Origin of the sequence: Chrysiogenes arsenatis DSM 11915 (genome assembly GCF_000469585.1) — a bacterium.
Classification (GTDB): Bacteria; Chrysiogenota; Chrysiogenetes; order Chrysiogenales; family Chrysiogenaceae; genus Chrysiogenes; species Chrysiogenes arsenatis.
Window position 1 is genome coordinate 57,446 of record NZ_AWNK01000005.1, and the last position, 23,134, is coordinate 80,579.

Here is a 23,134-nt window from a genome sequence, read left to right on the forward strand (position 1 = left end):
ATTCTGATGCTTTTTTCTCTGCTCACCACCAGTGCCATACTGGCGCTCAGCACCTATAATTATCACAAAGCGTCACAAGCCGCTGTCACCCTCTCCCGAACCATTGTAGAACACCTGCGCGAACGCGTCGTCCAAGAAGTGAGCGACTACTTGTGGTCACTGGAAACGGCCACACTCCTTGCTGGACAACAATTTCGCTCATACGACCTTGCTACCTCTGCCGAAACATGGTTTACCTTGACGGATCAACCTCTCTTTACCAGCCTGAATCTTTCCAATCTGTACATTGCCGATCATCAGGGAAACTTCCTTGCGACTGGCTATCGTGAAGGTCAGCGAGAAGAACGGCAACTCCGCGTCACGTATGACTCGACCGAAAAGAACGATATTCGCCGTTTGCGCGATGCAACGCATGTCAACAAAGAACAACGATATTCAGACTACGATCCCCGGCTTCGCCAATGGTTCATCAACACCAACGCATTTGAAAAACCGCAGTGGTCAGCCATGTACCATGATTTTGAAACAGGTCAGCTGAGTTCCACTTTTTCGGCTCCCGTCATCAACCCAACAACGGGTGCTGTCGAAAAAGTTGTAGCGGCTGATATCCTGCTCGAACGGGCAACCGCTCTGCTGCATACCCTTTCGCTCGGATTTGACGGCGATATTGTTATCATGAATCACGATAATAGCGTTATTGGCGCGACAACGCTTCGCAACGACACTCACACTGGCGATACGCCATTTGCCACCGTTCAACTTCCAGCTCCCATTGCGCAAGCCGTGCAAGAGATATCCAACGAAAGCATGATAGCCCCTTTTACTGTCGGGGATGACACCTTCCTACGCGCTGTCGCACCACTACGACCAGGATTACATGCTAAATGGCGCGTCGTCGTTATCCTGCCGGAATCGGTTATTCTACGCGATGCAAAGCAAGCATTGATTGAAAGTATACTCGGCAGCATCGTGGTGCTCGTGATTGCACTCATCCTCGTTCGTACCTTTGCCAACGCCATTGCTCGCCCTATTCTCCGCCTTGCGGGAAACGCAACCGCCATTACGCAACTCAATTTTCACGAAACGAATCCTAACGGCTCCGTCATCAGCGAAATAGCCACTCTGCAACAATCGCTAGAAACCATGAAAAAAAGTTTAATCAACTTCAGCCGCTACCTTCCATTGTTAATGGTGCAACAACTGGTGAGCGCCGGAAAGCTGGCAACTATTGGTGGCGAACGGCGCACACTGACGCTTTTCTTTAGTGATATTGCCAACTTTACCACTATTTCAGAAACTACGCCGCCAGAGGAGTTACTGAAACAATTGTGTGAGTATTTTGCGTTGATAAGTGCCATCATCGAACGTCATGGTGGGCTGATCGACAAGTTTATCGGCGATAGCGTGATGGCATTCTGGGGAGCACCAAACACCTGCCCCAACGGAGCACAAAGCGCCAGCTTGGCCGCTTTGGAAATCCAAAAAGAACTGACGCAGCAGAATGCGGTATGGGAACACCAAGGATTGGCACCATTTATAACCCGTATTGGCATCCATACGGGCGATTGCTTGGTAGGGAATATTGGCGCACCGGAACGGATGAACTACACCGTGCTCGGCGATGCGGTGAATATTGCCTCGCGCCTAGAAGGGCTCAATAAAGAGTTTGGCAGTGCTATTCTCATCAGCCAAGCGACGTATGATGCTTTGACTGCGAAACTACCTGTCATTGCCCACGGCTCACACTACGTCAAAGGGCGCAGTGAGCCCCTTGACATCTACGAACTCACCGTTCCTTCTTCGCCTGCCACCACGCCATAACCCGCTGCTTAAGACAGTAGTAATCGTAGTACATGGTCGGCACCAGTATCAGCGTCAAGAAGGTCGCAAAGAGTAATCCGGAAACCAAAGCAATCGCCATAGATTGCCACCACTGAGACGACTCAGTACCAAAAACAATAGCGAATTCGCGGAAGTCGATACTCATTTTAATACACATCGGGAGCAACCCAACAATAGTCGTAATGGCGGTTAAAAACACGGGGCGGAGGCGTATTTTTCCAGCATTGACTATGCTGCGGCGCATATCACCAGTTTTGTCATAACGCCGTTGAATATAATCAAACAGCACAATCGCATTATTGACGACAATTCCCGCAAGGCTTACAACGCCAATACCCGTCATAACAATACCAAAAGGCATCTGCAAAACCAGCAGCCCGATAAGCACGCCGATAATACTGAAGAGCACTGTTGTGCTGATAATAAGCGGGACCACAAATGAGTGAAATTGGAACACTAAAATAGCAAAAATCAAAAACACTGCGGTAAAGAACGCCCAGACTAAAAAGGCCTGCGTTTCTTGCTGGTCTTCCGCCTGCCCCGTAAAGACGACTCGCACGCCATCCGGCAAACGAAGTGCTTTGACACTGGCGTCCAAATCGCGCTGCACCGCGATACTATTCACCCCTTCGGCAACCTGAGCATTAATGGTAATTGTCCGCTTGTTATCCTTACGGTTTACCTGAAACAACATCGTATCGTACTCAATATCAACCAATTCCGATAAAGGAACAGCAATACCGCGTGGACTCATCACCGGATATACCAAGGCCTGCGCTAATGTGGCCTGAGCATCATCGACTTTGGCAACCAAATCATATTCTTCGTTGGCAGCATCATAGAGCGTCATTACCTTCGTCCGCTTAAAAAACAAACTCAAGGCATTGGAAACATCAGTTGACGTCATCTCATGAAAACTTAACGCATCACGACGAGGCAACACGCGTAAATAGAAATTTTCTTTATTGTAATTATCGATGATCTCCGTGATACGCGTATCGTTTTCCATCACCCGCTTCACTTGGCGCAAAGCCTGTTCCAGTTCAGGGTAGGTTTCGCCGCTCACATCAATCGTCAGCGCATACGCCGATGTCGGCGAGTTATCGCGTCCCATGATCTCAATTTTCGCACCTGGGTACGCTGGTATGGCCTTACGAATATCGTCAATAGTTTGGAAAGAACTTTGGGTACGCAACGCAATATCAAGAAATTCAATATTTACACGCCCTTCCGCCTGACTAATCGTAGCCGTGCGGCTTTCGACATCAGCAAATGAGGCTATCACTCGATCAACATCAAGCAACAAGCGTTCCGTAGCATCACGGTCAGCATTTTTCGCCATCGCAACTTTCACAACGGCATTTTTCGGTTCCACTTTCGGAAAAAACTCCATTCCGGCGTTCCATTTTCCGTAGGCCATAACAATGATCACTAAAAAGGCAAAAGAACCGAAAATTGTTACCTTACTGTGCCGCAACGTCCACTCTAAAATACGCTCATACACACCAAGCACATACGGGCGATGAAAAACTCTGCGGTGCGATTTCATACTCAGCCGCGCAATAAGTGGGCTGATAAAGAGCGCTGTCGCCAGCGATGCACTCAGGGTGATAATTAACGTCAACGGAAGATACATCATAAAGTCACCGATCACTCCATCCCAGAACAACAACGGGATAAAAGCACACAACGTGGTCAACGTTGAAGTCGCAATTGGAAACGCTACCTCGCGCACACCCGCAACAACCGCTTGTTTGACAGGCATCATCGACGACAATCGGTAAATATTTTCTACCACCACAATCGCATTGTCTACCAGCATGCCAAGGGCAAGAATCAAACTAAAGAGCACTATCATATTCAGCGTGATATCCATCGAATCGAGCACCAAAAACGACATCAACATCGAAAATGGGATCACCAAGGCGACAAGAATAGTATTACGCCACCCCAGCATAAAGAATGAAACGAGAACGACGGAAAGGAGCGCCGTCAGAACCCCATTTTCCAAATCGGCCAACATGCTTCGGGTTTCGACGGATTGATCTGTATTAATAACGATTTCACGCACACCATCCGGCTTATGCGCGTTGAAATACTCGGCTATAGCGTACACCTGCTGCGAAATCGCCAATAAATTTTTCCCTGCTTGCTTTTTGATCCCGATACTAACAGAAGGTTCACCATTCAGCAGCGATAAGGTACTGTATTCTGCTTCAACAAACTCTACCCGCCCCAAATCACGTAAGTACACGAAATGCCCATCGGGCGTCGGTATTTTCAAGTTTAAAATAGGCTCAGGACTGCGGAACTCCCCATCGGTTTTGATATGCAACACCTGATCGTCAACGTACAGCTTGCCATTACCGACCGTGATACTTTCGCGCAAAATTTGATTCCCCACTACGTGAGGATTGATTCCGGCAGCCGTAATTTTGTGAATATCAATTGAAATAAGGATATCAAGTTCGCGTTTGCCATAAATATCAACCTCCAGCACGCCGGGAATCGCTTTGAGTTCATCTTCTAAACGATCTGCCAATCGTTCCAGCGTCGCTTGGTCATCACCCGCAAGATTCAAAAACATGATGTGGAATTCGGAGAGGTTAATTTCGGAAATAATCGGGGCATCCGCATCAGCAGGAAGCTCCGACTGAACCTGATCGACTTTATCTTTTACTTTGGCGAGTGCACTATCGATCTCAATCGCCGTTTCAAACTCCACACTGATCGACGCTAGCCCTTCAGAAGAAGTAGACGTTATTTTTTTTACTCCCGAAATACTGCGCAGTTTGCTTTCGATTTTCTTCGTGACATTTTTTTCCATATCAAGGGCATCAACACCCTTTTGCGTCACGACAATATTCACCACAGGAATAGTAATATCAGGCGTTGATTCTTTGGGAAGCGCTATATAACTGGCGGCACCAGAGAGTACAATGGCCACAGCAACAAATAAAATCCCGAGTATTTTCCGTTGGCACCATTCAAACATTACGGACGTACCACTATTTCGAGGCTGTCACCTGATTCAGCAAGGATCGCTTCAGCCTCGCTATGGGAATTCACTCCTGTCACCCCAACCAGATAATTGCCGATTCCAGCAGTATTACGAAAACTCATACGATCACTAAACACTTGCGGCTCAACCAGCACGACACGTTCAATACTTCCATCAGATCGCAGTGTGTAGACTGCGTATTGGCCACTACCATCAGGAAAAACCGCCTGAAACGGGAGCGCAACGAGGCCTGAATGAAGATGCGCTTCGATGTGCACACTCTGGTTCAACACTAACTCCGTAAATTCCCCAGGGAAAATAAGCTGCAACGCTCCGGACGCAGCACGCATCGTCGCAAGGCGCGGTTCATGCAAAAGACGGAGCGATCCATCCGCTGCACGCAGATAGAAATCCATCTGCGAAAAGAGATCCTGATATGAGCTCGGCAGCGCTATTGCCAGCTGGAAATCATGCAGCGCATACCCTTCGGCCAAAGCGCCATACGCGGGCACATGGTCACCCAGAGACACCAACACTCGCGTCACAAAAAAATCAACCCCTGCCGTCACTGTTGTTTTCGCCAACTGCCCTTCAACGTATTCCATCCGCTTGCGTGCCGAAGCATAGCGTGCCGAAATCTCATCGTACCGTTCGTCAGAAATCGCCCGCTGTGTACGGAGTTGTTCCACCCGCAACTGTTCCTTCGCAATGCGATCCAGTTCAATACGTGCCTGAGCCGCTTCGTGCTGCAACGTTGCATTCGTTAAACGAACCGCAACGTCACCACGCCCAAGCGTTTGATCGCGGCGAAGCGACAGTTGTGTCACTACTCCCGCCACCTCTGCACGCAACGTCTGCAGCTCGCCTGGCTCTTTACGCGCGACAAAGCTCAACCGCAGCGGTTCTGCAGTATCAAGTTGTTGAAAGACCGCCACACGTGCTGCCGCAATGGCGGGAAAAAAAACCAGTATAATAAACACATATATCAATGGACGCATCATACATTCTCCATTTTCAAACGATTGTCTCTGACCAAGCATAATTGCACTATACCGTACTCTTTATAAGATGTGAATGGTCATCAACATAATAAAACATCGCTCTGAGCAACAAAAAGCCATATAACCATTACTCAATACACAACCGCACTAAAACACAGTTTAATTCTATTGCGCATCTCAATTTTTATGTGTTATTTATGACAACCAGTGAATGTTGTTGAAAAAATACACACTGTTATTCACTTGTCATACAGCGGAGGAGGGATCATGGCCGCAACTGCCGGACGAATTATTATCGATCCAGTTACACGAATAGAAGGTCACCTGCGGGTCGTCACACAAATGAACAATAACATTGTGGGATCTGCAAAGTGCTCAGGCGACATGTACCGTGGGCTTGAAAAAGCCCTCATTGGCCATGATGCACGGGTTGCCCAACAAGTGACACAAAGGAGCTGCGGCGTCTGCCCGTACGCCCACGCCGAAACATCGGCGCTGGCACTGGAAAGTGCTATGGGGATTAAACCCAACCCGAACGGCCAACTCGTGCGCAACCTGATTATCGGTGCCTATCATGTAAAAGACTTTATGCTGCATTTTTACACACTCTGCGCGCTTGATTTTATCGATATAACTGCCGTCCTCAACTACAAAGGAAAAGACGGCGGATTGGTGCAAGTCAAGCAGTGGGTACAAAAGGAATTGGCCAGCAATAAGGTTTTCCCAGCCGCCCCTTTTCTACCACGCTACGAAGCTGATTATTGCACCGATCAAGAGGTGAACATTTCTGCCATCCGTGGTTATCTTGACGTTATCCCCGTCATGGCCAACATCCATAAAATGGTCTCTATTTTTGGAGGCAAGTCACCACACCCCGTTGCCATCGAAGCCGGTGGTGTGACAACCCTTCCCAGCATCGACAAACTGGCGTACTACCACACGCTGCTGCAACAGTGCACCTATTTCGTCCGCAACCGCTACCTCCCTGACGTTGTTGCCGTTGCCAAACAGTTCCCCGGCTACTTTCGTGAAGGGAAAGGGTACGGCAACCTCCTTGGATACCCATACTATCCTGACAAAAACGGGGAAAAATTTGCTTTCCCTGGCGGAGTCGTGATTGGTGGCAAGTATGAAGAACTTGATCTGACACACATCACAGAGGATCACACCTATTCGTACTATCAACCAAACGGCAACGGACAAAATGCGCTCCGTCCTCTAGAAACAACGGCGTTACGCCCGCTAAAACAAGCAGAGTTTAATCGCGAACAACAAGCCGAAAATGGCAAATATAGTTGGATACGCGCCCCGCGCTATCGTGGTGAAGCACTGGAAGTCGGCCCTTCGGCTCGACTTGTTACCACCTATCTCAGCCGGAAAAACCCCGAATTCAATGCCATTATCGACCGCTATAACCAACAACTTGGGTTAACTATTGGCGACTACGCATCGGTTATGGGACGCCACCTGAGTCGCGCCATTCTTGCCGACTACCATCTAACACTGATCGAGCGTGACCTTGCCATGATTACACCAGATGCCAGCGCCTTCGACCACTACCCAATCCCCCGCAATGCTCGCGGTTTTGGCCTTACCGAAGCGACCCGCGGCGCGCTCGGCCATTGGATTGAGACTGACGCCCAAGGGTTGATTCGTAATTACGAAATGGTTGTCCCTACCACGTGGAACATGTCACCACGCGATAAGGATGGCAAACCCGGCCCCGTTGAAAAGATGCTCGAAGGGACACATGTCGCCAAAGCCGATCATCCAATGGAGCTGGCACGTATCGTCCGTTCCACTGATCCATGCATCGGCTGTTCTGTGCATTAATGTTGCGCACAACGATGTTGTAATTGTACCGCTCACTGAACTGCTGGAGGGTTGTTTATGCAATATTTTTCTCAGGAAATCACGCGACGCACGGCGATGCAAAGGATATTCGGCGCGATTACGGCCGTTGGAGCCTCCTCATTTCTGACGTTTGAAGACTTACTGGCGGCCGATGCCGCCACCATAAAGCCACTCAATGTTGTCTGGATTCATGGCACATCGTGTACCGGCTGTTCCTGCTCACTACTTGACGTCGAAACCGTACCGGTAGTCGATATTTTGACAAAATTCACGAACATGATTTTTCACCACGACATCTCGCTGGCAACCGGATCACAAGTAACTGATATTTACGAAAAACTTATCCATTCAGATTCATCAATCCCGTATGTCATCGTTTTTGAAGGAGGCATCCCGATTGGCATGCCACATACCTGCATGGTCGGACACCGCACGATGGAAGATTGGATGAAACAACTTCTTCCGAAAGCTGCCGCATGTATCGCCGCCGGCACGTGCGCTTCTTTTGGTGGTGTCACCGAAATGTTGGGGACAGAAACCGGGAACGCGAGTGTGTTGCGATTTGCCCATCAAAACGGTATCACAACCCCTATCGTATTACTTCCAGGTTGTCCGATGAAGCCGGAGCACTTTGTGTACACACTCCTGTATCATTTGCATCACAAAAAGCTCCCCGACCTTGATCGCTACGGCCGTCCGCGCCGTTTCTTCAGCCGCACCGTACACGAACTCTGCATCAATTATGCTGACTTTCAAGAGGGTCATTTCGCCCAACACATTGGCGATCAAGGTTGCCTGATCAAGATGGGTTGCCAAGGGATGGTAACGCGCAGCGACTGTTTAATTACTGGTTATAATAACAACACCAACGTCTGTATACGGGCGGGTCACCCTTGCGTCGGGTGCGCTGGAGAAAACTTCCCACGTCGCTTTATGTTCCATAACTACGACGACACCCGCGACATCATCCCACGGAGGCCATAATGCACCACTCGACTGAACGGGTATCTTTTTTTCATTCATTGACCTTTCGCTCCATTGTTATCCTTTCTATCTGCGCGTTTCTTGTATTTGCCGCTTCGTTCAGCGCTTTTTTGGTGTGGCAAAAAGAACTCTCCGAAAAGCGACTGTACGAAAATGGACTGAGCTACCTTTCGATGCTGAAGGAAAACACCGCCGACTCGATTGCTAAAGGGCAAAGACGCAGTTTCCAACAGGTTATCAATAGCTTTACCCGCGTCAGTGATATTGATGAGGTAGCGATGTATGGCCGCAACCACGGCCTGATGAACTACCTATCCAACGAACCAACCGTCGGCATACCGTTCGTAAAAATCAATGGGAGTTTCTCTAATCCCAATTTAAAACTCTACAAAGAGACCCGTGGCATGCACCACCGTAAGGATTGGCACCTCACCGACATGGAAGAGAGCGAAACCGGTAAAGTGCATCTGCAGTCGGTAAAAGGGCAAACGTGCACAAATTGCCATATTGGCATTGCCCCTGATCTGAAATTTGTCGACAACGTCGCCTATCGCCGTGCAGGAACACAAGCGCACCTCTATTACAGCATGCCGGTAGAAAAAGAATGTATTAGCTGCCATACCAATTGGAATCTTGGTGAAACTGCGGCCTATTTACGCATCACGTTGAATAGCCATGCCATCGACGCGCAACAGGAAGAAAGCGTACAAGGCATACTGCTGATGTTGACCGCCATCATTATGAGCATGCTCATTTTGGTGATTATCATCATCCGTCTCATGATTTACCGCCCACTCTCACGTGCACTAACCTTTGCACAGAATGTCGCCTCCGGAAATAGAGCCGATAAACTCGCGGCACGCGAGAAACACGAAATCGGCCTTCTCGGTCGGGCACTCAACCGTATGATGGAAAATATCAACGGCGCCGTGCGTGAAGCGGCCGAGCAAGTGGGAGAAGTCAGCACCACCGTCAATGACATTTCGGCACAACTTTCCACCGAAATTGCTCAAGCCAGTGCGGGAGCGGAAGAGCAACGGAAAAAGACCGAAACAACCGCCAAAGCGATGGAGGTCATGAACGAAACGCTCATTAACGTCTCGCGTCAGGCCGATTCAACCTACAGTGCCGCCGAAAGCGCAAAATCGAAAGCCACAGAAGGAGCAGGCTTGGTTCGTCAAGTGGTCGGCTCAATCTCCCATGCGCGTGAAGAATCGTTGATTCTCAAAGCGAATATGGGCGAACTCGCAAAACAAGCAGCGGCCATCAATCAAGTCATGAATCTGATCCGCGACATTGCCGATCAAACAAACCTCTTAGCGCTGAATGCGGCTATCGAAGCCGCCCGTGCAGGAGAGTCGGGACGTGGGTTCTCCGTTGTTGCTGACGAAGTACGTAAACTCGCGGAAAAAACTATGACCGCTACAAAAGAGGTCGCAACTGCGGTTGAAGCAATCCAGCGCGGAGCACAAGCCAATATGACAAAAGTTGACGAAACAACCGAAGTCATCGGCACCGCGACTGAACTCGCCTATAGTTCAGGCCAGTCGTTGCAGGAAATCGTGACCCTTATTGAATCGGCCACCTCGCAGATGAATCAAATCTCCCGCGCCATGGAAGAACAATCAGAAGTCAGCTCCGAAATCACCCTTTCGCTGGAAGATGTGCGCCGCATATCCATCGCAACCGATCAAGCAATGAGCCACTCACAGCAGATAGTTGAACAGTTGGCCAACCAAGCCATGCAGCTTCAACAAACCATTGCACACATGCAAAAAGGTGACGACAGCCACGAGCCAAAGAAGTTGATGCCGTACACCCGATAAACAGTTGTACCCGCTAGCAAACGTAATGCCACGCTACAAAATCTCCCTGAGTCACCTCTGACTCAGGGAGATTTCATTTCTGATTCCCCTTGCCTGATTTCCAGTTTGCGTGACATACTTTGCCATACTACATAATGATTCTCATAGGAGCCGGTATGCCGCACCAATTCTGGCAGGATTTACAAAAACTTTATACGCTTGTCGAACAACGCGAACACCATAACAATCGATTTTACGCCATACTGAAAGGAGAAGAGAGCGACCAGAAACTGGTGATTGATAGCTTTCTACAATCGCTTGACCTGCCACTTACTCCTGAAAACCAACTGGCAGCTATCACACGAATTGCCAATTTACGCGATGATTCACTCGTACAAGCGATGAAACAAGCAGGATTTGATCAACCACGCATTGATGCCGCAAAACAACTGGCGTATCAATGGGCAGCGACCTACCACCTCCAACAACACCGTGAGCTCCTGCTTGTCGTCGAAGAGCAGCAACTCCTGACGCCATTTTACCGCGCTCTTTTGCGTGGCGCACACGAAGTCGGGCTGGCTTTCACACAATGGTACCCCCTCTGGTACGAAACGATTGTCACTGGCGTAAACCGCACCTTGGAAGCTGACTTTCAGGGAAATCAAAGCGCCATCATGGAAATGTTACATACGAAACAACTTCTTGACTTTGGGCATGAAAATGAAATCGCCGACCGTTGCTACAGTGTTCTGCGCAAGCACGACTCCCAGACATGGAGTGTGTTGCCATACGTACAGGCCTTCCCAATTGCGGTTGGTGCCATCATCGCTGCTTTAGAAGAGCTTCACGATGCCCTTTGCCTGCACAATGACGATATTTTCGATCAAGCAGACTACTATAAAAATTATATCAAAGCCCTTATCGAAGCATTTTCAGAAACGGAACGCCACCAACTCGTCGCACGATGGGCCGACGTGGATCGGAAGTGGATGCAGATTACCGCGCCGATACAAATCGGACATCCACTCGAATACTATGAAGACCACTATCGCAAAGCCGTTGCGCCAGAATGGGATGTGCGCATCGTTAACCCACAATTGCAGCATGGCAACCATCGTGCAGAAAAAGTCGAAACCATGTTCCAAGCACTCTATACCCAAAGTGGCCAACCCCAAAGCCTCTCGGCCTACCAAGCAACGCTGGAAAACTTGCGCCGTGTACAACTCTACCTTGGCAGACCCGCACTCTACTATGGTGCAGGATTTTCCGGCCTTTTTTCCGCCCAAGTTGTTCCCAATGATGAAGTTGTCAGCGCCGCTTATGGCAAAAAAATCTTTGCCTTTGCCGATATGGTACTCGCAAGTTCACGCGCCAAACCCGTACTACAAATCAGCCGTCAAGTGTTAGGCGACGAGATCATCAAGCGACATCGCCAACTCATGAATACCCCTGAACAGTGGCATCAGGTATATGACATCTCTACCATTGGACATGAGTTTGGTCATATTTTGTGGCTCGATGAAAATTCAGAAAATACGATGAACACCACAGGGCACTTCAAAAATATCGAAGAGTTCAAGGCGACCACTGGTGGGCTCATCAGCTTTTTCAGCGACACCAGCGAACAAGAGCTGCTTAGCGCCGTTATTGATGACCTGATCCGTCGCAGCGTAGGACTGATTGGCTGGATGGAAACAGAAGAAGTGCGTCCCTATTATTCTGAAGGGTTGATTCACCTTCATTGCCTCTTTGCCAGCAGCGTCTTGCATTTTTCACCAGAACCACCGACCCTCACCATCCAACTGAATGAAACGACTATAACCAATCTTAAACAACAATATATGCACGTGTACACCGCACTCGCGTGGGAAACCTACCTGCCAAAACGCGACGCACTTCACTTTCTGAGCCGTTACGTCCGCACCGAAGGGAAGTCACTGACTCCTCTTGACCCAACGGTTGCTGCTTTTGTGGCATGGTATTGGGAGTTATACCAAAAGATTGGCCGACAGGTTGCAGATTGGCCAGCAGAGTAATCGTGCGCAGATTTCTTACTTATTTTGTGAATGGAGTATAGTACCTTGGCACTCGACCATATCGCCATTCGTGGCGCGAGAGAACATAATCTGAAAAACATTTCCCTCGATATTCCCCGTGATAAACTTGTCGTCATCACCGGAGTCAGCGGAAGTGGCAAGTCAACTCTTGCCTTTGATACCATCTTCGCAGAAGGGCAACGGCGCTATGTCGAATCGCTTTCCGCGTATGCCAGACAGTTTTTAGAACAGATGGATAAACCCGATGTGGATGCTATCGAAGGGCTCAGCCCCGCCATCAGCATAGAACAGAAAAGTATCAGCCGAAATCCACGATCGACCGTGGCCACTATTACCGAAATTTACGACTACCTCCGCCTTTTATATGCCCGTGCAGGCACTGCCCACTGCCATTCGTGCGACAAAGAGTTGGTATCGCAAACCGTACAGCAAATGGTCGATACCATTTGCAGCCTGCCGCCACGCACGAAATTGATGATTCTCGCGCCGGTGGTACGCCACCGCAAAGGGGAATTCCGTAAACTCCTAGAAGACTTTAAGAAAAAAGGATTTGCCCGTGTCCGTATCGATGGCGAAATTTACGAAATCGATGCGGCGCTGGAGCTGAAGCTTTCAAAAAACATTAAGCATGATATTGCCATCGTCGTCGATCGCATCGTCGTGAAAGAAGGAATTGAGCGGCGCGTAACCGATAGCATCGAAACTTCGCTCCCCTATTCTGAAGGATTGATACTTGTGAGTCTCCCTGATGACAATCGTGAAATTCTCATGAGTGAGTCCGCCACCTGTCACGACTGTAACGTCAGTATGCCGGAACTTGAACCGCGTCTGTTTTCCTTCAACGCACCCGAAGGTGCCTGCCCGAACTGTAGCGGCCTTGGCGCGTCACTCGAACTCGAAGAGCGGCTGATTATTCCCAATACACGACTTTCCGTGCGCGAAGGGGCGATTGCCCCATGGGCGACCAAAAGCTCACAACGTTTCTGGGAAACGCTCGACGGGGTGTCGCGCCACTACCGCATTGATCTTGATACACCGTGGGGACAACTTGAGCGGCAGCAGCAGGAAATTCTCCTGTACGGTTCGCCAGATAAACTCTCGCTGATTCCCGAGAAAGGCAAGTTCCGGCGTACTGTGCAGATGCGTTTTGAAGGGGTTATCGGCTACCTGCAAAACCTGCACAAGGAAACATCAGTTGGCTATATCAAAGAGTATGTCGAGAAATATATGACCGAAAAACCGTGCCCCGCCTGTGAAGGGCAACGGCTCAATCCGCAAGCACTAAGTGTGCGCGTCGGTGGCATCTCTATCGCCAGTTTTTGTGCGCTCTCCATACGTCAAGCCCTTCATTTTGCCCGCGAATTGCAACTGCCAGGCCATCGCCAGTATATTGCCGACCGCGTCCTGCGCGAAGTGCGCGAACGGCTTTCGTTTCTTGACGATGTTGGCCTCGACTACCTGGAGCTGAATCGCAAAGGGAGCACCCTTTCGGGCGGCGAATCGCAGCGGATACGCCTAGCGACACAAATCGGTTCGCGTTTGATGGGCGTATTATACATCCTTGACGAGCCGAGTATTGGCCTGCACCAACGCGATAACGATAAACTGATTGCCACCTTGAAAGGGTTACGCGACAACGGCAATAGCGTCTTAGTCGTTGAACACGATGAAGACACCATCCGTCAAGCCGATTACGTCATCGACATGGGGCCAGGTGCGGGACGGCTCGGTGGCGAAGTAGTCGCCGCGGGAAAACCGGATGAGATCGCTCTTTCCACGCACAGCCTGACCGGACGCTATCTCTCGCGCGAACTCGAAATTGCTCTCCCCACCCATCGTCGCAAAGGGAGCGGAGCGATCACCCTTACTGGTGCGCGCGGCAACAACCTGCACAGCATTGACATTACCATACCAACCGCCACATTGACCCTCGTGACCGGCGTGAGTGGCAGCGGCAAATCGACCCTGATCATAGACACGCTCCTTCCTGCCCTCGCCGCTTCGCTGCGGAGCGAAGTTGATGGCACCAATGCCCCTTGCCCATTCAACACGCTTGACATTCATGATGCAAAAATCAAAAAAATTGTCGCCATCGATCAAACTCCCATTGGCCGCACACCGCGTTCCAATCCCGCAACCTATACCGGTGTATTTACTGAAATACGTGATTTGTTCGCCAGTTCGCCTGAATCCAAAAAGCGCGGCTACAAGCCGGGGCGCTTTTCGTTTAACGTCAAAGGGGGACGGTGCGAAGCATGTCAGGGAGATGGCACGATTAAAATTGAAATGCACTTTCTGCCTGACCTCTACGTGACCTGCGAAACCTGTCACGGCAAGCGGTTCAACCGCGATACACTTGAAGTAACCTATAAAGGAAAAACCATCGCCGATGTACTGGACATGACCATCAACATGGCGTGGGAATTTTTTGAAAATATCCCGAAAATACAACATAAACTGCAAACCGTGCGCGACGTCGGTCTTGGTTATATCCGGCTGGGTCAGGCGGCAACCACCCTTTCCGGTGGCGAAGCGCAACGGGTTAAACTCTCCAAAGAACTCTCACGCCGCACCTCAGGCGACACCGTTTACATTCTGGACGAACCAACCACCGGACTCCATTTCCATGACATCGCGCAACTGCTTGTAGTGCTGAATAAGCTCGTCGATGCCGGAAATACTGTGGTCGTAATTGAGCACAACCTTGATGTCATCAAATGTGCCGACCACATTATCGACCTTGGCCCTGAAGGGGGCGGCGGTGGCGGAAAACTCCTCTACAGTGGGGTGCCGGAAGGGCTGGCACAGTGCGAACAGTCGTATACGGGACAGTACTTGAAGCGGATATTTTCGAAAGGACTCCTATGAAAATCATCATCAGTGGCGGCGGCACCGGCGGCCATTTCTACCCCGCCATGAGCACGCTGCAAGAGTTTACCGCGCGCGGGATTGAAACTTATTACATTGGTGCCACGCAAGGGATCGAAGCGCAACTGATTCAAAACTTCACCCCGCAGCATACGCTGCTCGAACTCAGTGGCGTCCTCGGCAAGTCGATCGGTCAACGCATCACGGCATTGCGCCAGCTCGCAGCAGGAGTTGTCACGCTGCGGACTCTCTACCGCTCCATCAAACCGGATGCGGTGATCGGTTTTGGCGGATATGCCAGCGCGGCAGCGCTATTGGCTGGTGCAACTCAACGTATCCCCCTTTTTCTCCATGAGCAAAACAGTGTGACCGGTTTAACCAACACATTGCTTGCGAAGATCGCTACCGCTACCTTTAGTGCTTTTGGGAATCTTGGCGAAACCGTCGGTTTGCCTCTGCGCCAAACACCACCATTGCGCCCATGGAGTGAGCGGCAACACCTGCTTATTCTGGGAGGGTCACAGGGGAGTATCAGCCTGAATACCTTTGTGGCACACTCGTTACCACAACTTATTGAACATACCGGTGTCCCCATCTACCATCAGGTAGGTGGGCGCAACTACGAACCCTACATGCAAGAGATTATGGCGCGCTACCAAACAATTCCGCACAACTATCACCCATTCGCATTTCGTGATGACATTCAGGAACTCATGGCCACTGCATGCGGCGCTCTGGCACGCAGTGGTGCTAGCTCTGCATTTGAGTTGATGGCAGCGAAAGTTCCCACACTATTTATCCCATTTCCCTACGCAGCGTATGATCATCAGTATGGCAATGCGGATTATTTTTCACGCGAAGGTGCGGCTCAGGTGTGCCGCGAGGCAGATTTCAAGGTGCACGGCTGGGAAGTTTTCGCCACGTTCTGGGAAGGGCGAGAAGCTATGGTGCCGTCACTGGAACGGCTTTCTGTCATTACATTACCGGCAACGCTTTGCGACAGGGTACTGAGCAAGCTACACAACAAACCCTAAAATCGGCGAACCGTTACACTTCATACCAACTGGCACCACACGCCACATCAACCGTCAGCGGTACGCGAAACTCTACGCAGTGCTCCATTTCGTAACGGATGAGTTTTTCGACCTCATCCTTGACGGCCAGTGGCACTTCGAAGAGGAGTTCATCGTGGATCTGCAATACCATCCGCGCCCCATAGGCTGGCAGTTTTGGCGCAATGGTATTCATCGCAATTTTGATAATATCAGCCGCTGTCCCCTGAATCGGCATATTCACCGCGTTGCGTTCGGCAGCTTCGGCAATATTGCGGTTGCGACTGTTAATATCCGTCAATTCGCGTCTGCGTCCAAAGAGCGTGGAGACGTAGCCATGCGTACGTGCAAAATCAATTTGGCTGGCCACGTACTCGCGCACATTGGGGTAGCGTAAGAAATAGCTTTCAATCAGTGCTTTGGCCTCGGCACGAGAAATATGCAGATCTCCCGCCAGTTTAAATGGCGAAATACCGTACAGAATACCAAAGTTGACCGCTTTCGCCATGCGACGCGTTTCGTCATCCGCGCGTCCGAAAATCAGCGCCGCTGTTTCGGCATGGATATCGCGCCCGTCACAAAAGGCCGCTATCATTGTGGGGTCATTCGCCATGTGCGCCGCAATGCGCAGCTCAATTTGGGAGTAATCGGCACTGACAAAGCAATATCCGGGTGCGGCCACAAACGCTTTGCGGATTTCCCGCCCTTCAGCGGTGCGAATCGGGATATTTTGCAGGTTCGGGTCGGAACTAGAAAGGCGCCCCGTATTCGTTATCGTTTGATTGAATGAGGTATGAATGCGCCCAGTTTGTGGATTCACCATCGTCCCAAGGGTATTTACATACGTGCCAAGCAACTTACTAATCGTACGATGCTGTAACAGATAACGCACAATTTCGTATTCGCCAGCCAGTTCTTCTAAAACACTCACGTCAGTTGAATATCCGGTACGGGTCTTTTTCCTAGGGGGAATCCCCATTTTTTCAAATAAAATTGCTCCCACTTGCTTGGGCGAATTGACGTTGAAATTCTCTTCGGCAAGGGTAAATATGGTTTCTTCGATTTCGTACAATCGTCGACTCAAATGATCGCCCGTCAATCGCAGCTGCTCAACATCAAGCGCAATACCTACCCGTTCCATTTCGGCAAGTACGTGCATTAACGGCATTTCAATCTCGTCAAAGAGTTTTTGTAAGCCAAGACTGTGGAGTTGTGGAGCAAAATGGCGATGCAGCTCAAGCGTTGCACAGGCGTCTTCGCAGGAATATTCGGCTGCGCTATCGATGGGCACATCGGCAAACGTTTCACCTGATTCGACTACGTCGGCAAAAGCAATCATGGTATGACCCAGAAACTCAGCGGCCAGTTGATCTAACCCGTGGGCACGTCGATTGGCATCCAGAAGGTAGGAAGCGATCATCGTATCAAAGTATTGTGGCAGAACGGGGATTGGCACTTCAGCAGTGCGCAACACGTTCAGGTCAAACTTCAGATTTTGTCCGACAATAGTGAGACAAGTGCGATCAAGCGCTTTTAGTAATTGCTCAAGGCAGGTGTGTGACAGGTTCTGCGAATCCGGTGCAGTGTGCGCAAACGGCAGATACCACGACTGGTCAGATGCCGCGAGGCTCACACCAACCAACGCTGCTGTCAGCGGATCGGTGCTGGTCGTTTCGGTATCAAGCGCAAGCACCTCCACTTCCGCTAACTGACGCAGCAGCGCCGCAAACTGCGACGCATCGCTCACAATATGCCGCTGGTAATGGCTCAACACATCACTCTTTGCTTCCAAGTGCGATGGGGCAAAAAGACTTTCTTCACTTTGTATCTCCGCAGGCAGTGCATCAACCAATGCATGAAATTCAAGTTCCTGATACAGCCCACGCAAAGCAGCAACATCCGGCTTACGAATAGCCATCGGAACATCGCCGGCCTGCAGCGGCACATCACACTGGATAGTCACCAGCTCACGTGATACGTGTGCCAACTCGCGCGAATGGCGCAGCTTTTCACCAACTGCCCCTTTGACCGTATCCGCATGATCCAGCAGATTGTCGAGCGTATGATACTCGCTCAGGAGTTTTAACGCTGTTTTCGGCCCGATTCCGGGAACACCGGGAACGTTATCTGAACTATCACCCATCAGCGCCAGCAAATCGCGTACCCGTTCCGGTGGAACACCCATCTTTTCCGTTACGCCATCCGCATTGAGCAACTTCTCTTTTGACGTATCGTACAGGTGCACGCCATGGCTGACAACCTGTCCTAAGTCTTTATCCGAAGTGGCAATAACAACAACATCATAGCCCCATTGTTGGCGATGAACGGCAATAGTACCGAGCAAATCATCAGCCTCAAAACCATCTTTTTCCAGCAACGCATAGCCGAGCGCAGGTACCATCTTTTTAATGTGGGGAATTTGCACGACGAGATCTTCCGGAGCCTTCTGACGGTTCGCTTTATACTCGGCGTACAGTTCGTGGCGAAAGGTAGGTGCTGGCGTATCGAATACTACCAGCACCGCATCTGGTTGTAGGGTTGCAACGCATTTTTCTAAAATATTGCGAAAACCGTAAATAGCATGTGTCGGAAACCCCTGCCGTGTTGACAAGCGCATCAGCCCGTAGAAGGCTTTATAAATAAATGAACTTCCGTCCACCAGCAGGAGTTTTTTCATCATATTGCTCCGTTAATCGATAAAGAGCGCACGATTGACATCAATCTTGGCATTCATCCGACGCTCTTCAAGCCATTTTGCCAGATATTCACTCCCTTTTTTACGCGCAAGATACTGACGCAGCTCTTCTTTTTTCTCATCAAATGCCGTCATATCTGGATCAATTTTCTGCGTAACCTGCAAGAAAACCGGCACGCCAATGACCGATACTGGCCCGAGCGTCTGGCCAGGGGTTGCTTCAAATATTTTTCGCATAACCTCTTCGCCAAAAAACATACCGGCTTCGGCACTGTTGTATGGAGCTGGCTCAGAAGAATCGATAGCGGCACCCGTCAAGCGGGCAATTTCACTCAGCTCTTTATTCGCGTACTCTTCGGCACGAACAGCGGCAATCCGCTGAATTTCCTGAGCGGTAAAGTCTTCGACAACTTGATCACGGACTTCCTCAAAAGGGACAATAGCGGCGGGGTAACTTTCATCTTTACGGACAAGGAAAGCACGATCCGTTCCACGAATAACGCTTGAATAATCGCCGTTTTGCATGAGGCTTAACTCTTTCAGCAATACCCCTTCGGATGCAATATCATCCGGCGGATTGACGGTTTCAAAAATTCCCGTCTTAACAAACTCACCACCCGTTTGCTTCGCCATAAACTCAAAGTCGCCACCGCTACCAATTTGCGCTTTCAGCTGATTGAGTGTTTCAGCAGCCGCCCTTTGCGATTCCAGGTCATCAGTAAAAGGAACCGAAACATAGCTGATTGCAGCACTTTCACGTGTGCGGTACTGCTCTTGGTTGTTATCAAAGTACTGACGTACCTTATCCTCACTGAGATCCACCTGATCTTTGAATTGGTCAGGAGCAATAAACAGGTAATCAAAGCCGACTTTCCCATACTGCCATTGATATTCACGTTGCAAATCGTCTTCGCCCACCACGAGGGAAGCCATGATGCGACGCTCCATTTTTTCTACCAGAAGCGCTTCACGTTGCGAATCCTCAAACTTGGTCGGAACCAATCGGTTCGCACTGAGCACTTGTTTGTACTGCTCTGCATCAAACTTCCCATCAACCTGAAATGCCGAAATGCCCGCAATACTGGCCAGTAGTTCCTGGTCACTCACGCGAATTCCGCTTTTTTTGGCTTCCTGCAACAACAAAGCACGATTGATAAGATTACTGATAACAATCTCACGAATCTGTTGACGTGCCTGCGGATTACTCTGAGGATCAAGCAAAGAACTGAGCGAATCCGCCACCGAGCTATACGCACGATTAAAATCATTCGGGCCGATTTCCGTATCATTGACTCGCACCACGTACGATGCCGTCCCTTGGCTACCGCCTTGAATACCCCAGACAACAAAAATTGACGCAACAAACGTGACGACAACAAGCCATAAAACAATCTTGACCGGCTTTCCGGCATTTCGCATCGCATGAATCATAAAAAAACTCCTGCATATTATAAAAATAGAAACGTAACGTACCAAATATATCCAGCGAGAAGAATCAGCCCTTCACCACGGCCAATGTCGAGCTTGCGACGCGCTATCGGATAGAGCAACAAGGCAAAACCGACCATGATAGGAATATCAAAGGCCACCACAGAAGATGGAACTTGAACCGGTTGAACCAGTGTCACGCCGCCTATAATCGCAAGATTAAAAATATTGCTCCCCAGCACGTTTCCGACACCAATTTCAACCTTCCCTTTCCACGCCGCGACGGCGCTTGTCACCAACTCAGGAAGGCTTGTGCCTATTGCGACGACTGTCGCGCCGATGACGACTTCACTCACCCCCGCCATACGCGCTAGATCGGAAGCACCCGTAACTAATACTTGTGCTCCTATTGTCAAACCAAGCACGCCGCCCACAAGAAACAGCCACCGCTTTTGTTTCGACAATGCCCCTTGCTGGACAATTTCGTCTTCTTCAACTGACTGCGGATTATGAAAGCAAAACCAGAGAAACCCGGCAAACCCCGCGAGCAGAATCAGACCATCTACCAGAGTGATCATCCCATTCAATCCCATCAACCAGAAAGCGACCGAGGCAACAATTACCATTGGGATTTCTGCACGTAACACACCGCTTTCGAGCGGTAACGAGCGGATAACCGCAGCGACACCCAATACTAACGCAATATTAGCGATGTTAGAACCAACGATATTACCAAGCGCGATATCGTTCGCCCCTTGAATAACCCCTAATATCGTCACGACTGCTTCCGGCATACTCGTACCAAACGCGACGACAGTTAAGCCAATCACCATTGGGCGAATACCAGCCGAAACCGCTAACGCACTGCCTCCCCGCACTAAATAGTCGGCACCGTAGGTAAGCAGAAAGAAACCCGCAATAAGAAAAAAAAGAGAAATAATCATTGAACCGAGCCAACTCCCTGCAAATGATAGCCTAACACTTCGGACGAAAATACCGGCCCGTCTTTGCACACACGCTGACGGCTGACGGTATTTTCGGCATCAAATGTATCGACAACACACCCGAGGCAGACACCAATGCCGCACGCCATATGCGCTTCGAGCGAAAGCTCGCAAAAAGCGGCTCCATGCTGATGTGCCATAGGGGCAATTGCCCGCAACATAGGATCTGGCCCACAGCAGTATACCGCTTTTCCTGCCAACTCTTGGTCGGCAATCAAACCGGTAACAAACCCTTGCGTACCAGCCGAACCATCAAGCGTTGCCACACGCAGATCTATCGGCAACGCGGCAAACTCTTGACGAAGCACTACGTCAGCTTCAATCGCGGCACCGAGTAAAACCGTCACAGGGGTTCCTTGTTCAATCAGACGACGCGCCAACAGCAAGAGCGGCGCAATGCCAACGCCACCACCAATGAGCACTGCCGGTTCAGCGTGCAGCGTAAAACCCGTCCCGAGTGGCCCGAGAATATCTATCGTGTGGCCAGGTTGAAACGTCGTCATAATCTGCGTACCACGGCCAACCACTTTATACGCAAAACTCATCCGACCAACGGAAAAGTCAGCAATCGAAATCGGACGCTTTAAGAGAGGATCAAAACCGGAAACATTGGCCTGCAGCATGCAAAACTGACCGGGCAGTGGCACACAATCGCCTGAAACTGCCACCTCAAGCCGGTAATTCGCTCCACCGATGGGAGTATTGGATATAACCGTAACTTTCACTTCACGCTCCTGAATTCTCCAAACAGATAAAAAAATGGCAGGACTGTAAGCCGGGTTCTGTACCTCTTGCGAGGCGATAGTCATTTATCTAGGCTACCAGTCGCCTGGTAGCTCGAGCGACCCACCCGAAGACGAAGCGAGCAGCTTCATATATCTTCCTATATGGTCTTGCACCGAGTGTGGTTTACCTGGCCTCCACTGTCACCAATGGAGCCGGTGGTCTCTTACACCACCCTTTCACCCTTACCAGCATCCCGAAGGGCTGGCGGTTTACTCTCTGTTGCACTTGCACTAGGGTTACCCCCGGTTCGCGTTACGAACCACCCTGCTCTGTGGTGCCCGGACTTTCCTCCCGTGAATTGCTTCACCGGCGACTATCCGTCCTGCCATACGCTCTATCTTATACCATTAACTGGCTAAGGCCGCGTTTTTATAGACTTCAATTCCTTCTTGAGTCACTTTATTGTAGAAGCTCGTTTCGTATTGCGCTTCGGTACAGTATTCTTCCAGTGAAATAACTTTCGGATCAAGCGTCACTTTTTTATCAATATTTTCGGCAATTTCAGAAATTTTGCGTGCCAAATCCGTATCTTTATGACCCATGATGATGAGCACGTTAAGATCTTTCCGCTTCACATCAGCCCCTTGGCGCAGCGTTGTTCCGTAGATGATGATAGTACTTATCACATTCTGATACTTGTCTTTGACCCGCTTGAGGAGTTTTTCCAGCGCCCGAATCTCTTCACTGTTCAAATTCGTCTGCTCCGCAGCCTGTTGGAGTAACATGTTTCATCACCTCATTGATACATTCTTGGAAC

General features: G+C 50.0%; 14 protein-coding genes and 1 other RNA gene. 7 read left to right on the forward strand and 8 right to left on the reverse strand.

Annotated elements, in window-relative coordinates; all coding sequences use genetic code 11:
* Positions 1 to 6 precede the first annotated feature (6 nt).
* Positions 7 to 1,821: an adenylate/guanylate cyclase domain-containing protein gene (locus P304_RS0102625; protein ID WP_160165002.1), complete on the forward strand. Its 1,815-nt coding sequence runs from the start codon at positions 7 to 9 to the stop codon at positions 1,819 to 1,821.
* On the opposite strand, the gene P304_RS0102630 is transcribed toward P304_RS0102625, so the two are convergent.
* Entirely contained in the window at positions 1,787 to 4,837 is a 3,051-nt protein-coding gene (locus tag P304_RS0102630) for an efflux RND transporter permease subunit (RefSeq protein ID WP_027389277.1), read from the reverse strand. The two genes, P304_RS0102625 and P304_RS0102630, sit on opposite strands and share 35 nt — an antisense overlap.
* A complete protein-coding gene (locus tag P304_RS0102635; RefSeq protein ID WP_027389278.1) occupies positions 4,837 to 5,844 on the reverse strand; it encodes an efflux RND transporter periplasmic adaptor subunit in 1,008 nt (335 codons plus the stop codon). Before P304_RS0102635 ends, P304_RS0102630 begins: the two co-directional genes overlap by 1 nt.
* A 267-nt stretch (positions 5,845 to 6,111) precedes the next feature.
* Here P304_RS0102635 and P304_RS0102640 point away from each other — a divergent pair, with 267 nt between their 5' ends.
* From P304_RS0102640 to P304_RS0102665, 6 genes are all read left to right on the forward strand, one after another.
* On the forward strand, positions 6,112 to 7,677 hold the full coding sequence (locus P304_RS0102640; protein ID WP_034763859.1) for a nickel-dependent hydrogenase large subunit: 1,566 nt from the start codon (positions 6,112 to 6,114) through the stop codon (positions 7,675 to 7,677).
* A gap of 57 nt (positions 7,678 to 7,734) precedes the next feature.
* Positions 7,735 to 8,682 (forward strand): hydrogenase small subunit, encoded by a 948-nt coding sequence (locus P304_RS0102645; RefSeq protein WP_034763861.1) that lies wholly within the window; start codon positions 7,735 to 7,737, stop codon positions 8,680 to 8,682.
* A complete protein-coding gene (locus tag P304_RS15920; protein WP_051321343.1) occupies positions 8,682 to 10,508 on the forward strand; it encodes a methyl-accepting chemotaxis protein in 1,827 nt (608 codons plus the stop codon). The genes P304_RS0102645 and P304_RS15920 overlap by 1 nt, the downstream gene beginning before the upstream one ends.
* 155 nt (positions 10,509 to 10,663) lie before the next feature.
* Positions 10,664 to 12,523, forward strand: coding sequence for an invasion protein CiaB (gene ciaB / locus P304_RS0102655; RefSeq protein ID WP_027389281.1), 1,860 nt, complete (start codon positions 10,664 to 10,666; stop codon positions 12,521 to 12,523).
* 45 nt (positions 12,524 to 12,568) lie between these two features.
* Positions 12,569 to 15,412 (forward strand): excinuclease ABC subunit UvrA, encoded by a 2,844-nt coding sequence (uvrA, locus tag P304_RS0102660; RefSeq protein ID WP_027389282.1) that lies wholly within the window; start codon positions 12,569 to 12,571, stop codon positions 15,410 to 15,412.
* The gene (locus P304_RS0102665; protein WP_027389283.1) at positions 15,409 to 16,446 is read left to right on the forward strand and encodes a glycosyltransferase; all 1,038 of its coding nucleotides are present in this window, start codon (positions 15,409 to 15,411) and stop codon (positions 16,444 to 16,446) included. The genes uvrA and P304_RS0102665 overlap by 4 nt, the downstream gene beginning before the upstream one ends.
* A 13-nt stretch (positions 16,447 to 16,459) precedes the next feature.
* On the opposite strand, the gene polA is transcribed toward P304_RS0102665, so the two are convergent.
* From polA to P304_RS0102690, 6 genes are all read right to left on the reverse strand, one after another.
* A complete protein-coding gene (gene polA / locus P304_RS0102670; RefSeq protein WP_034763864.1) occupies positions 16,460 to 19,141 on the reverse strand; it encodes a DNA polymerase I in 2,682 nt (893 codons plus the stop codon).
* A 12-nt stretch (positions 19,142 to 19,153) separates the two neighbouring features.
* On the reverse strand, positions 19,154 to 20,590 hold the full coding sequence (locus P304_RS0102675) for a peptidylprolyl isomerase (RefSeq protein WP_027389285.1): 1,437 nt from the start codon (positions 20,588 to 20,590) through the stop codon (positions 19,154 to 19,156).
* Between the two features lie 17 nt (positions 20,591 to 20,607).
* Complete coding sequence (locus P304_RS0102680) at positions 20,608 to 21,531, reverse strand: calcium/sodium antiporter (RefSeq protein WP_027389286.1); 924 nt, start codon at positions 21,529 to 21,531, stop codon at positions 20,608 to 20,610.
* Positions 21,528 to 22,316 carry a dihydroorotate dehydrogenase electron transfer subunit gene (locus P304_RS13680; protein ID WP_051321344.1) on the reverse strand — a complete coding sequence of 263 codons (789 nt, stop codon included), beginning with the start codon at positions 22,314 to 22,316 and terminating at the stop codon, positions 21,528 to 21,530. Before P304_RS13680 ends, P304_RS0102680 begins: the two co-directional genes overlap by 4 nt.
* 30 nt (positions 22,317 to 22,346) lie before the next feature.
* An RNA gene (gene rnpB / locus P304_RS15970) (RNase P RNA component class A) lies at positions 22,347 to 22,706 on the reverse strand.
* Between the two features lie 18 nt (positions 22,707 to 22,724).
* Positions 22,725 to 23,102 (reverse strand): hypothetical protein, encoded by a 378-nt coding sequence (locus P304_RS0102690; RefSeq protein ID WP_027389287.1) that lies wholly within the window; start codon positions 23,100 to 23,102, stop codon positions 22,725 to 22,727.
* Positions 23,103 to 23,134: the final 32 nt, after the last annotated feature.

Bases quoted from the DNA above. Each gene is read 5' to 3' on its own strand.
- P304_RS15920 (WP_051321343.1), top strand. From the start codon at position 8,682: ATGCACCACTCGACTGAACGGGTATCTTTTTTTCATTCATTGACCTTT.
- P304_RS0102640 (WP_034763859.1), top strand. From the start codon at position 6,112: ATGGCCGCAACTGCCGGACGAATTATTATCGATCCAGTTACACGAATA.
- P304_RS0102680 (WP_027389286.1), bottom strand. From the start codon at position 21,531: ATGATTATTTCTCTTTTTTTTCTTATTGCGGGTTTCTTTCTGCTTACC.
- P304_RS0102675 (WP_027389285.1), bottom strand. From the start codon at position 20,590: ATGATTCATGCGATGCGAAATGCCGGAAAGCCGGTCAAGATTGTTTTA.
- P304_RS0102645 (WP_034763861.1), top strand. From the start codon at position 7,735: ATGCAATATTTTTCTCAGGAAATCACGCGACGCACGGCGATGCAAAGG.
- P304_RS0102630 (WP_027389277.1), bottom strand. From the start codon at position 4,837: ATGTTTGAATGGTGCCAACGGAAAATACTCGGGATTTTATTTGTTGCT.
- P304_RS0102635 (WP_027389278.1), bottom strand. From the start codon at position 5,844: ATGATGCGTCCATTGATATATGTGTTTATTATACTGGTTTTTTTTCCC.
- ciaB (WP_027389281.1), top strand. From the start codon at position 10,664: ATGCCGCACCAATTCTGGCAGGATTTACAAAAACTTTATACGCTTGTC.
- P304_RS0102690 (WP_027389287.1), bottom strand. From the start codon at position 23,102: ATGTTACTCCAACAGGCTGCGGAGCAGACGAATTTGAACAGTGAAGAG.
- polA (WP_034763864.1), bottom strand. From the start codon at position 19,141: ATGAAAAAACTCCTGCTGGTGGACGGAAGTTCATTTATTTATAAAGCC.
- P304_RS0102625 (WP_160165002.1), top strand. From the start codon at position 7: ATGCTTTTTTCTCTGCTCACCACCAGTGCCATACTGGCGCTCAGCACC.
- P304_RS0102665 (WP_027389283.1), top strand. From the start codon at position 15,409: ATGAAAATCATCATCAGTGGCGGCGGCACCGGCGGCCATTTCTACCCC.